The 10,647-nt window shown below is 73.9% G+C and carries 8 protein-coding genes; 3 read left to right on the top strand and 5 right to left on the bottom strand.

The features are described 5' to 3' along the window. Nucleotides 1–82 precede the first annotated feature (82 nt). A complete protein-coding gene (locus ACWGPF_RS17035) occupies nucleotides 83–1,699 on the top strand; it encodes a Mur ligase family protein (protein WP_452333920.1) in 1,617 nt (538 codons plus the stop codon). Between the two features lie 709 nt (nucleotides 1,700–2,408). Here the strand turns inward: ACWGPF_RS17035 and dxr are convergent. Next, nucleotides 2,409–3,491 carry a 1-deoxy-D-xylulose-5-phosphate reductoisomerase gene (dxr, locus tag ACWGPF_RS17030; RefSeq protein ID WP_452333919.1) on the bottom strand — a complete coding sequence of 361 codons (1,083 nt, stop codon included), beginning with the start codon at nucleotides 3,489–3,491 and terminating at the stop codon, nucleotides 2,409–2,411. Between the two features lie 7 nt (nucleotides 3,492–3,498). Next, on the bottom strand, nucleotides 3,499–4,476 hold the full coding sequence (locus tag ACWGPF_RS17025; protein WP_452333918.1) for an FKBP-type peptidyl-prolyl cis-trans isomerase: 978 nt from the start codon (nucleotides 4,474–4,476) through the stop codon (nucleotides 3,499–3,501). 106 nt (nucleotides 4,477–4,582) lie between these two features. On the opposite strand from ACWGPF_RS17025, the gene ACWGPF_RS17020 reads away from it, so the two are divergent. Then, complete coding sequence (locus ACWGPF_RS17020) at nucleotides 4,583–5,350, top strand: lysophospholipid acyltransferase family protein (RefSeq protein WP_452333917.1); 768 nt, start codon at nucleotides 4,583–4,585, stop codon at nucleotides 5,348–5,350. Nucleotides 5,351–5,363: 13 nt separating this feature from the next. Here the strand turns inward: ACWGPF_RS17020 and ACWGPF_RS17015 are convergent, their stop codons facing one another. Further along, nucleotides 5,364–5,831: an OsmC family protein gene (locus tag ACWGPF_RS17015; RefSeq protein ID WP_452333916.1), complete on the bottom strand. Its 468-nt coding sequence runs from the start codon at nucleotides 5,829–5,831 to the stop codon at nucleotides 5,364–5,366. Between the two features lie 47 nt (nucleotides 5,832–5,878). On the opposite strand from ACWGPF_RS17015, the gene ACWGPF_RS17010 reads away from it, so the two are divergent. Next, the gene (locus ACWGPF_RS17010) at nucleotides 5,879–6,874 is read left to right on the top strand and encodes an asparaginase (protein WP_452333915.1); all 996 of its coding nucleotides are present in this window, start codon (nucleotides 5,879–5,881) and stop codon (nucleotides 6,872–6,874) included. Between the two features lie 22 nt (nucleotides 6,875–6,896). Here the strand turns inward: ACWGPF_RS17010 and ACWGPF_RS17005 are convergent, their stop codons facing one another. Together ACWGPF_RS17005 and ACWGPF_RS17000 are read right to left on the bottom strand one after the other, a co-directional pair. Further along, the gene (locus ACWGPF_RS17005) at nucleotides 6,897–9,638 is read right to left on the bottom strand and encodes an FtsK/SpoIIIE domain-containing protein (RefSeq protein ID WP_452333914.1); all 2,742 of its coding nucleotides are present in this window, start codon (nucleotides 9,636–9,638) and stop codon (nucleotides 6,897–6,899) included. Nucleotides 9,639–9,699: 61 nt separating this feature from the next. Beyond that, nucleotides 9,700–10,533: a PP2C family protein-serine/threonine phosphatase gene (locus tag ACWGPF_RS17000; RefSeq protein WP_452333913.1), complete on the bottom strand. Its 834-nt coding sequence runs from the start codon at nucleotides 10,531–10,533 to the stop codon at nucleotides 9,700–9,702. Nucleotides 10,534–10,647 lie beyond the last annotated feature (114 nt).

Raw genomic sequence — 10,647 nt, 5'->3', positions numbered from 1 at the left:
CGCCCCGCCCTGCGTGCGTCCGACCCGGCGCGTCGCCGCCCCGCACGGGGCACGTGCCGCCGTCCGTGAGACGATGAAGGGGATGTCTGCGACGCCCTCGAACCTGCCCCCCGTCCTGCGGCCCGAGCACCCGCCCGTCCGCGCGCTGGCCGACCTCGCTGCGCGCGTCGGCGGCGAGCTGAGGGGCGACGCGGAGGGGGTCTCTCTCACCGGCATCACCCTCGCGACCGCCGATCTGCGCGCGGGCGAGGCGTTCGTCGCCATCCGCGGTGTCAACCGTCACGGTGCGGAGTTCGCCGCAGCCGCCGCCGAGAAGGGCGCCGTCGCGATCATCACCGATGCCGAGGGCGCAGAGATCGCGGCGCCGACGGGGCTCCCCGCCGTCGTCGTCGAGAGCCCGCGCACCGTGCTCGGCGACCTCTCCGCCTGGGTGTACGGCACGGGGCCCGATGACGAGCTGCCGCTTCTGCTCGGCACCACCGGCACCAACGGCAAGACCTCGATCACCCACCTCCTCGACGGCCTCCTCACGCAGATCGGCGTCGTGACAGGGCTCTCGTCGACCGCCGAGCGGCACATCGCGGGCGAGGTCATCGTCTCGCGTCTGACGACCCCGGAGGCGAGCGAGTTCCACGCGCTGCTGGCTCTCATGCGCGAGCGCGGCGTCGAGGCCGTGGCGGTCGAGGTCAGCGCGCAGGCCCTCACGCGCCACCGCGTCGACGGCATCGTGTTCGACGTCGCCGCGTTCACGAACCTCACGCACGACCACCTCGACGACTACGCCGACATGGACGAGTACTTCGAGGCGAAGGCCGCGTTCTTCACGCCGGAGCGCGCGCGCCGTGCCGTCATCTCGCTCGATTCCGCGCCCGGCCTCGAGTACGTTCGGCGGTCGTCCATCCCCGTCGTCACGATCTCGGCCCCGTCGATCGCCGCAGACCCCGACGTCGCCGCCGGCGCCGACTGGATCGTCTCGATCGACGAGGAGCGGCAGAGCGGCACGCGCTTCACGCTCTCCGGCCCCGACGGTCGCGCCCTCTCGACGACGGTCCCCGTGATCGGCCCCCATATGGCCTCGAACGCCGGGACGGCCATCGTCATGCTGCTCGAGGCAGGGTACGCGTGGGACCGCATCGTCGAGGCGCTCGACCGCGACGGCGCCATCCGCGCCTCCCTGCCCGGTCGCACCCAGCTCGTGTCGGGTCCGGACGGCCCCGCCGTCTACGTCGACTTCGGGCACACGCCCGACGCGTTCGAGAAGACGCTCGCCGCCGTGCGCCGCGTCACCCCGGGCAAGGTGCTCATGCTGTTCGGCGCCGACGGCGACCGCGACAAGACGAAGCGTCACGACATGGGCCGCACCGCCGTCGAGGGCAGCGACATCGTCGTCATCACCGATCATCACCCCCGTCACGAGGATCCCGCCGCCATCCGGGCCATGCTCCTCGAGGGCGCGCGCGCGGCGGATGCCGGCCATCCGATCCACGAGTTCTCGCCGCCAGAGCGTGCGATCGTCGAGGCCGTGAAGCTCGTCGGCCCCGGCGACGCGATCCTCTGGGCGGGCCCGGGCCACCAGGACTACCGCGACATCAAGGGCGTGCGCACGCCCTACTCCGCCCGCGAGCTCGCGCGCCGCGCCCTGCGCGACGCCGGATGGGCCGTGCCCGACTCCGCCTGGCCCGTCCCGTACGCGGACTGACGGGCGGGCGGAACGCCGCTGACGGGCGGGCGCCGGGGCACGCTCCTCGCCCGCCACAGCAGTGCACGCCGCGCACGGCAGTGCACGCCCCGCACAGCAGTGCGTGGGACACCCGCGACGCCAGCGCGAACCCGCACCAACGGCGCGCACCCGCACCAACAGCCCGAACCCGCACCGCGCCATCCCGACACACCGCGCTCTCATCCCGAGCCCGGTACACGCCCCGCACAGCAATGCACACCCCGCACAGCAGTGCGTGGGACACCCGCACCGGCAGCGCGCACTGGCACCAACGGCGCGAACCCGCACCGACAGCCCGAACGGCACCGCACCATCCCGCGGCACCGGACCGTCCGACGCCACCGCGCTTTCACCCGAGCCCGGTGCACGCCCCGCACAGCAGTGCACGCCCTGCACAGCAGTGCGTGGGACACCCGCACCAACAGCGCGAACCCGCACGACGCCATCCCGCCCCACCGCGCTTTCACCCCGAGCCCGGTGCACGCCCCGCACAGCAATGCACGCCCTGCACAGCAGTGCGTGGGACACCCTCACCGCCAGCGCGCACCCGCACCAACGGCGCGAACCCGCACCAACAGCGCGAACCCGCACCGCGCCATCCCGCGGCACCGGCCCGTCCGACGCCACCGCGCCGACCGCGAGGGCCGACGACCACTGCCTGCCGCCGTCGTGATGGCGGCGCGCGACCTCAGCGCGCGGCGATCAGCGCGTCGGCGGTGCGACGGGCCCAGGCCTCGGCGTCGGAGAGTGCCTCGAGCGAGAGCTCCGCGGGCGCCTCGTGCCGGTCGAGCACGTCCGCGACCGTGTCGACGATGCCGGTGAACGGCAGGCGGCCGTCGTGGAACGCCTCGACGGCCTGCTCGTTGGCGGCGTTGTACACGGCGGGATGGGTCGTCCCCGCCTCTCCCGCCCGCCGCGCCAGGCGCACGGCGGGGAACGCCTCGTCGTCGAGCGGCGCGAACTCCCAGGTCTGCGCCGCCGTCCAGTCGATCGGCACGTCGACGTCGGCCAGCCGTTCCGGCCACGACAGCCCGAGCGCGATCGGGACGAGCATGCGCGGCGGGCCGGCCTGGGCGATGGTCGACCCGTCGTGGAACTCCACCATGGAGTGGATCAGCTGCTGCGGATGCACGACGACGTCGATGCGGTCGTAGGCGATCCCGAACAGCAGGTGCGCCTCGATCACCTCGAGCCCCTTGTTCACGAGCGTCGCCGAGTTCGTCGTGATGACGCGGCCCATCTCGAAGTTGGGGTGCCGGAGGGCCTCCGCGGGGGTCACGTCGGCGAGCTCCGCGCGGGAGCGGCCCCGGAACGGCCCGCCCGACGCGGTGACGACGAGCCGCCGCACCTCGCCGCGCTCCCCCGCGCGCAGCGCCTGCGCGATCGCGGAGTGCTCGGAGTCGACGGGCACGATCTGACCGGGCCGCGCCATCCGCGTGACGAGCTCGCCGCCCACGATGAGCGACTCCTTGTTCGCGAGCGCGAGCGTGCGCCCCGCTTCGAGCGCGGCGAGGGTGGGACCGAGTCCCACCGAGCCCGTGATGCCGTTCAGCACGACGTCGGCCTCGACCTCGCGGACGAGGCTCGCCGCCTCATCGGCTCCGAGCGCCGTGTGCACGACGCCGAACTCCGCCGCCTGCGCGGCGAGCACATCGGTCTTCGACCCCGTCGAGAGGCCGACGAGCTCGAAGCGGTCGCGGTTGGCGCGGATGACGTCGAGCGCCTGGGTTCCGATGGAGCCGCTCGAGCCGAGGACGATGACGCGCTTCACGGCCGGATCACGCGGCGTGCTGCGTCGCGAGGATGTCGACGACGAAGATCAGCGTCTCGCCGACGAGGTCGGTGTCGTTGATCTCGCCCTCGCCGTACCCCTCGGCCGGCGGGATGACGACGACGACCTGCGAGCCGACCGTCTGCCCCTCGAGCGCCTGGCGGAAGCCGTCGACGACGCCCGTCGTCTGGAACGTGGCGGGCGTGCCGGCCTCCCAGCTGGAGTCGAAGACCGAGCCGTCGGACAGCTTCACACCGGTGTACTGCACCATGACGGTGTCGCCTTCCGCGACGGTCGTGCCGTCGCCCAGCTTGAGCGTCTCGAGCTGGGTGGCGTCCGGCGTCTCGAGCCCCTCGGGCAGCGTCACGGTCGGCGTGCCGTCCTCGGCGAGCTCGACGACGGGCATGCCGTCGACCGGCTCCTGGTCGGCGCCCCATGCCGCGGTCGGCGTGGTCCCCAGCACGTCGAAGACGTAGATCTGCCCCGCGGTCTCCGTGCCCGTCGTCGCGTCGGTCGACGCGGGGAAGGCGAGGACGAAGCGGGAGCCGGTCGTGGCGCATCCGATGTACTGACCGAGCGACTCGGGCGCGATCTGCGAGGGGAGCAGCTCGCCCTCCTCGTAGCCGAGCACGCCGAGCTCCTCGCCGGTGTCGGCGTCGTAGGCCGACATGGCGTAGTTCACGTACTGCCCCGACTCGAGCGCATCGCCGTCGCCCTCCGCGATCTGCAGGCTCTGCAGCTCGGGGATCTCGACCCCGGTCTCGAAGGTCGCCGTCGACGGCTCTCCGACCTCGCCATCGACCGTCACCGACTCGACCGCGTCTCCGGTCGGAGCGACCGATGCGCACAGGTCGGCGGGCGCCGCCGTCGCCTCCGCGTCGGTCTCGGCGTCTCCCGACGACGCGCACCCCGCGAGGGCGAGCGCCGCGACGGCGACGGTGGACAGCAGACCAAGGGAGCGCACGCGCACGAAGACCTCATTCATCGGGGTTGTCGTCCCCATCCTCCCCGATTCCGCCTTTGCGTGGGCTGGACACGCTCCGGCGCCCGCCGATTCCCGGCGCGGCATACGTCGCCGGTACCCTGGAGGGATGACCGATGACGCCCAGCCGACCGCAGAGCGGACGGCGCCCGTCCGTCCCAGCTGGGTCTACACGGCAGGCAGGATGATCCTCGCCCCCCTCGCCCGGGCTGTCTACCGTCCCCGCGTCGAGGGCCGCGAGAACATCCCGCGCGAGGGCGCGGTCATCCTCGCCAGCAACCACCTGTCGTTCATCGACTCCATCGTCATCCCGATCGCGGCCGCGCCTCGCCCCGTCCACTTCCTCGCGAAGTCCGACTACTTCACCGGCTCGGGGCTGAAGGGATGGGCGTCGCGCACGTTCTTCACCGCGGTGGGCGCCATCCCCGTGGATCGCGCGGCCGGCCAGGCGGCGCTCGACGCGCTCGAACGCCAGAAGGAGATCCTCGCCACGGGTGCGGCCGTGGCGCTGCACCCCGAGGGAACCCGCTCGCGCGACGGCCGGCTCTACAAGGGCCGGACGGGCGTCGCCTATCTCGCCCTGGAGAGCGGCGCCCCCGTCGTCCCGATCGGACTGATCGGGACCGACAGGGTCATGCCGGTCGGCGCGCGGATGCCGTCGTTCCGCGAACGCGCGACGGTCCGTTTCGGCGAGCCGATCGACGTCTCCGTGCACGGTCCCGCGTCCTCCGGCAGGGCGCGGCGAGCCGCCACGGATCAGATCATGGCCGCCATCCACGAGCTCTCCGGCCAGGCGCTCGCCGGCACGTACAACGAGCTCCCGGCCGGCAACACGCTCGAGAAGATCAAGCGCGCCCTGCCGCACGAGCGCCTGTAGGCGCCCGCGGGGCTCAGCCGACGACGACCTCGGCTTCGTGATGCACGGGGAACGCCATGGAGCTCGCGATGAAGCACCATTCGTGCGCGTCGTCGTGCGCCGCGATCGCGTCCGCCACCATCGACGCGTCGGCCACCGTCACGCGCGGGTGCAGGGTCACGCTCTCGAAGCGGCCGCCGTTGCCCTCCTGGCGCATGACACCGGTCGCGTCGTCGACGTACGAGGTCACGACGACGCCTCGGACGACGCAGGCGTGCAGGTACGACAGCAGGTGGCATTCGGAGAGCGAGGCGAGGAGCAGGTCCTCGGGGTTCCAGCGCGAGCCGTCGCCGCGGAACGGCGTGTCGGCCGACGCGAGCACGTCGGGCTTGCCCGCCACCGTGAGCGTCACGGCGCGATCGTAGTCGCGGTAGCCCGAGGTGCCGGTCCCCCGGTTGCCGGTCCACGTGGCGGTCAGGGCGTAGCGGTGTTCTCCGGGCATGCGTCCAGTCTGCCAGGCGGTCGGCGCGGGCTGGGTAGGGTTGTGAGGTGAGTGCCGAGACCTTCTCCGTCCAGGATGCCGTCGAGCTCGCGGTCGTCGACCGCGGCGGGTTCGCGGAGTCGCGGCACGCGGGGGCCGCTGTCGTGCTCGACGCCGCGGGCGAGACCGTGGCATCGCTCGGCCGCGCCGACGCGCTCGTACTCCCGCGCTCCGCGCTGAAGCCGTTCCAGGCGATCGGCTCGGTCACGGCGGGGGCCGAGCTGGAGGGCCAGCGGCTCGCTCTCGCGACCGCGAGCCACACGGGCACGGACCGCCACGCCGCCGTCGTCCGCGACATGCTCGGCGCCGTGGGGCTCAGCGAGGACGCACTCGGCTGCCCCGCGCAGTGGCCGTCCGACAGCGCCACGCGCGACGCGCTCGTGCGCGAGCGCTTCGAGCCGGCGCGCGTGCGCATGAACTGCTCGGGCAAGCACGCCGCCATGCTGATGGCGTCGGCGGCGAACGGCTGGGACCTCGACTCGTACCTCGACCCCGCCCACCCTCTGCAGACCCACATCCGCGACGTCGTCGAGAGGTTCGCAGGCGAGCGCGTGGGCGCGACGGTCGTGGACGGCTGCGGTGCGCCCGTCCACGCGCTCACGCTCACGGGGCTCGCGCGCGCCGTGCACCGCATCGGCGGCTCCTCCGAGAGGTCGCCGTTCGCCATGCACCGCGTGGCGGGGGCGCTCGTGCGGGCGGTCCGCGACAACCCCTGGGCCGTGGACGGACCGGGGCGTCCCGACACCGTCGCGATCGAGACGTTCGGCGTCTTCTCGAAGTACGGCGCCGAGGGGGTCCAGATCATGGTCGCCCCGGATGGCACGACGGTCGTCCTGAAGACGCTCGACGGCTCGACGCGCGTCGGCGTCCTCGTCGCCCTCACGCTGCTCGCCCGCGCCGGTGCGCTGTCGGCGCAGGCCGTCGCGGAGTTCGCGGACGGCCATCCGCTGTTCTCCGTCTCGGGCGGCGGACGCGAGGTCGGCCGCATCCGCGCCGTCGCCTGATCCGTCACGACGGCCCGCTCGGTCACGGCAGCACGATCCGCTCGGCGGCTCGGCCCTCCGCGTAGAGCCATGCGCGCGACGCGCGCGTGCGGGCGTAGGGAGGCAGCTCCCTGTCGCCCGTGAGGGCGCGCACCTCGGCGGCGCACTCTGCGCCGATGACGAGCGGGCACCTCGCCCTCGCCTCCTGGAGCAGCGACCACTGCCGCTGCCACGACTCGGGATCCCCCGCGACGACGACGGGGATCGGACCGGCGAGCTGCGCGAGGCCGCCGCCTGCCGGCAGCTCCTCGAGCACGACGAGGCGGACGCCCCGTCCCCAGGCGGCCTGGAGGGCGGCGCCTCGATGCGGCGCTGATCGGGCGACGAAAGCGGTGATGGGCGCCTCAGGACGCCAGCGCGGCGCATCGACGACGGGCGTCTCGGCGACCGCCGGGCCCAGGGCGAACTGCATCTCGACCCCGTCGAGGATCGCGCGCCCCGGCGGCCGCCGGGGATCGAACGCGCCGCCGTCTCCACCCGCCGCAGCGTGATCGATCCGCGACGCCGTGGCGAGGAGCGCGCGACGAGGCAGCAGATCGCCGATGCGCGCGACGGGACCCGTCATGCGCGCCGTCGTGAGGACGGTCGTCATCCCGTGGTCGCCCGCCTCCCGGATGAGGCTCTCGATGCGCGCGGAGACCGCCTGAGCGTGCTCGTTGGGGTACCGGGCGAGGAGCATGTCGACGTCGTCGATCACGAGCACGCCGGGGGCCCGGCGCTCGGCGCTCTCGATCGCGTCCCAGGCGGCCTCCGCATCCGCGGGGACGACGACCGCATCCGGGTGCTGCGCGACGACGAGACGGGCGGCCGTCGTGCGTCCGGAGCCGGGGCCGCCGACGATGAGGATGCCGCGGTCGATCCGGGGGCGCAGGAGCACGGGCGGTTGGCGCTGTTCGGCCGGCTCGTCGGCGATGCCGAGCACGATCGCCCCGTCGGGGACCGCCTCGCGGGGGATGTCGTGCAGGGCGACGCGGGACGGGAGCGGCGGCAGCCAGGGCCCGCGGGGAGCCGTCGTCGGCCCCGGGACGTGCGCGACGTCGTCGGGCGACGACAGCGCGATCCGCGTGAGACGGGGGCTCGCATCGGATGCCCGCCGCACGTAGGCGAGGCCGCGCCCCGCGTCGTCCCCCGGCAGAAGGGCCGCGTCGTCGGTTCCGATGACCGCGCGGCTCTCGGCGCTCTCGGCGACGCGCAGCGCGATCCGCAGGGGGCAGTTCGCGACGAGGCCGTCGCGCACGATGCCGGTGGCACGCTGCGTCCCGAGCACGAGGTGCATCCCGAGTGCCCGCCCCCGCGCCGCCACGTCGGCGAACACGGCGTGCAGGTCGGGGTGGTCCTGGAGCAGCGCCGCGAACTCGTCGACGACGATGACGAGACGCGGCAGCCCGGCGCGCCCCGAGGACACGTCGCGCTCTCCGACCGCCGCCAGCGCCTGCTCGCGGCGGCGGATCTCCGCGCGCAGGCTCTCCACGGCTCGACGGGCCGAACCGGGGTCGAGGTCGGTGACAACCCCCGTCGTGTGCGGCAGCCCGGCGAGGGTGTCGAACGCGGTTCCGCCCTTGAAATCGGCGAGCAGGAAGACGACGCGCTCGGGCGGATACGCCCGAGCCATCGATGCGACCCACGTGACGAGCAGCTCGCTCTTGCCCGCCCCCGTCGTGCCGACGACGAGCGCGTGCGGTCCGTCGGCGACGAGGTCGACCACGGCGGGCGCTCCGGCCGCCGTGCCGATGACGGCGGGCAGGGTGACGGGAGCGGCGGGCGCGGGGTCGAGCGCCGACAGCGCGACGAGCGGATCGTGTGCGTCCGCCGTGGCGAGTGGTCGCCGGGCGAGCGTCGACGCCGCAGCCTCCGCCTGCGCCGCCGCCACGGCCTCGAGCGCGATCTCGCGCGTCTCCGCCCCGCGGATCAGGCGACCGCGGAGACCGGCCTCCACCTCGATCAGGACCCCGCACGTGGCGGGCACCGGCTCGTCGGGCCCGATCGCGACCACGACGGCGTCCGTTCCGGCGGGCGTCGTCTCCCCGGCGCAGGCGAACCCGATGCTGAGGGCGCGCGGCGCTGGGCGAGCGTGCGGCAGCCCCCGCGTCCATCCCTCCGACGCGCATCCCGCGACGTGCAGGGCGTCGGGAGGAAGACGCAGGCACAGCTGCAGCACGAGGGCGCGCGCGACGGCACGCGCGACGATGTCGTCCCCGCGCACGCAGACGCCGTCGGCGACGTCGATCGCGATGGGCGAGTCCGCGATCGTCTCGGCGTGCGCGTGCAGGTCCGACACGTCCTCGTCGTCCGTCCCGCCGGCGACCCGCACGCGGCTGGAGACATCGCCCCGGCCGACGACGAGCTCGCGACCTGGTACGCGCCAGATGCGGCGATCGTCCGCGAGCAGCGCGCCCAGGTCGACGCATCGCCGTTCGAGCTCCTCACGCTCGCGCGCGTGGCGCGCATCGATGACGTCGCGGATGCGCGCCAGCTCCTCGGCCCGCGCGGCCGCGTCGCGCCGGCGGACGCGTCTCGCCCCGCGGCGGCGGTCGACGATCGCGGCGACCGCCATGAGGGGCCCGAGCGCCGCGAAGCACAGCGCGATCATCGATCCCGTGAGCAGCCACATCACCACGCCGCCCACGAGCGGGACCGCCGACGCGAACAGCGGCCAGGGCGCGCTCCGGACGGGCGGCGCCGGCGCGGGGATCGTGATCGGCTCGTCGATGCGCGAGGGGCTCATCCCCTCATCTCAGCGGGCGCGGCAGCCCTGCCGCAGTGCTTCCCGCGGACTGTGGAGAGCCCTACGCGGTCGCGTCGCCTGTGGACGCGTCGACGACGGGCAGCTGCTCCGTCGTGGTGTCGGCCGGCGCTTCGCTCACGTCGACGACGACGATCGTGACGTTGTCGCGGCCGCCGTTCTCGAGCGCCGCCGTGAGCATGGCGATCACGGCCTGCGCGGGATCGGCGTTCTCGCGGAGGAAGTGGAGGATCCCGTAGTCGGTGAGCTCCTTGGTGAGGCCGTCGGAGCAGATGACGAAGCGGTCGCCCGCGCGCAGGTCGAGCCGGACGTAGTCGGGCACGACGCTCTCGCTCGGCCCGACGGCGCGCGTGATCACGTTGCCGTAGGGATGGTTCTCCGCCTCCTCGGGGCTCAGCCGCCCCGCGGCGACCAGCTCCTGCACGAGCGAGTGGTCCACCGTCACCTGCGCGAGCGAGTCCTCGCGGTCGAGGTACACGCGGGAGTCGCCGATGTTGAGGACGACCCAGCCCGGCTCGTCCTCGTCGTCGAGGTAGATCCCGGTGACCGTCGTTCCCGTGCCCTCGTCGGTCGCGTCGGGATGATCGCCGATGTCGCCGACCGCGCCGAGCAGGGCCTCCTCGATCGTCTCGGAGCGGAGATCGCCGCGTGACACCACGTCGTCGAGTCGCGCGATCGTGCTCGCGCTCGCGATCTCCCCGCCGATGTGACCGCCCATGCCGTCGGCGACGACGAACAGGGGGAACCGCGCGAGCACCGCGTCCTGGTTGATCTCGCGCTTGCGCCCGCGGTCGGTGACCGCCGCCCACGCGACGAGCAGGTCGCCGTCCGGACGGCGGACCGTCGTCGACTGCGTCGTGACGGGTGCATCGGGCACGGACATCGCCTCCGGTCGTCGGGCGCTCGGTGCGAACGCAGTCCTCCCATCCTAGTCGAGCCGTCCGACGCCCCGTTCCGACGGCGCGAGGGCCCGTGCCGAGCGGCACGGGCC

The organism is Microbacterium sp. NPDC055683 (assembly GCF_053617895.1).
The sequence above is the reverse complement of the archived record's forward strand: the minus strand, read 5'-3'. Positions and strand labels throughout refer to the sequence as shown.

Bases quoted from the DNA above. Each gene is read 5' to 3' on its own strand.
- ACWGPF_RS17035 (WP_452333920.1), top strand. From the start codon at position 83: ATGTCTGCGACGCCCTCGAACCTGCCCCCCGTCCTGCGGCCCGAGCAC.
- ACWGPF_RS17025 (WP_452333918.1), bottom strand. From the start codon at position 4,476: ATGAATGAGGTCTTCGTGCGCGTGCGCTCCCTTGGTCTGCTGTCCACC.
- ACWGPF_RS17020 (WP_452333917.1), top strand. From the start codon at position 4,583: ATGACCGATGACGCCCAGCCGACCGCAGAGCGGACGGCGCCCGTCCGT.
- ACWGPF_RS17015 (WP_452333916.1), bottom strand. From the start codon at position 5,831: ATGCCCGGAGAACACCGCTACGCCCTGACCGCCACGTGGACCGGCAAC.
- ACWGPF_RS17005 (WP_452333914.1), bottom strand. From the start codon at position 9,638: ATGAGCCCCTCGCGCATCGACGAGCCGATCACGATCCCCGCGCCGGCG.